Below are 716 nucleotides of genomic sequence, written 5' to 3' on the forward strand. Positions count from 1 at the left end.
AGATATCGAATACGCTCGCAGCTTGGCGCAAAAAGCAGGTTGTCACGCCAAGATTGTCGCGAAGGCAGAACGCGCAGAAGTAGTTGAAACCAAAGAAGCCATGGATGATGTCATTAAAGCATCTGACATCATTATGGTCGCTCGCGGCGATTTAGGCGTTGAGATTGGCGATCCTGAGCTGATCGGTGTTCAGAAAAAACTCATTCGTCGAGCTCGCAGTTTGAACCGCGTCGTCATTACTGCAACTCAAATGATGGAATCCATGATCAATAGCCCAATGCCAACGCGTGCAGAAGTCATGGACGTAGCAAACGCCGTTTTGGATGGCACCGATGCCGTGATGCTGTCTGGAGAGACCGCTGCCGGTCAATATCCGGTAGAGACCGTGAAATCAATGGCGGATGTCTGTATTGGCGCAGAAAAGATGTCTGAAGCAAGTCTATCGACCTACCGTCTCGACCGCACCTTTGAAACAGCAGAAGAGACCATTGCAATGGCAACCATGTACTCAGCGAACCACATGGAAGGCATCAAAGCGATGATTGCATTAACAGAATCAGGAAGAACTGCTTTGATGATGTCACGCCTAAGCTCGGGTTTGCCGATTTTTGCTTTATCGCGTAACGAATCGACGCTCAACCGCGCAGCGTTATATCGTGGCGTGACGCCAGTGTACTTTGATGCGAAATGCGATGCGGGCTTACCAACCGCTCAAG

The 716-nt window shown here is 50.0% G+C and carries 1 protein-coding gene; it reads left to right on the top strand.

What is annotated here, in order from left to right:
• On the top strand, positions 1–716 hold a 716-nt coding region (locus tag R7Z49_RS24900; protein WP_318112367.1), incomplete at both ends, for a pyruvate kinase.

The sequence above is a fragment of the Vibrio sp. 1562 genome, from assembly GCF_033340155.1.
GTDB classification, from domain to species: Bacteria; Pseudomonadota; Gammaproteobacteria; order Enterobacterales; family Vibrionaceae; genus Vibrio; species Vibrio alginolyticus.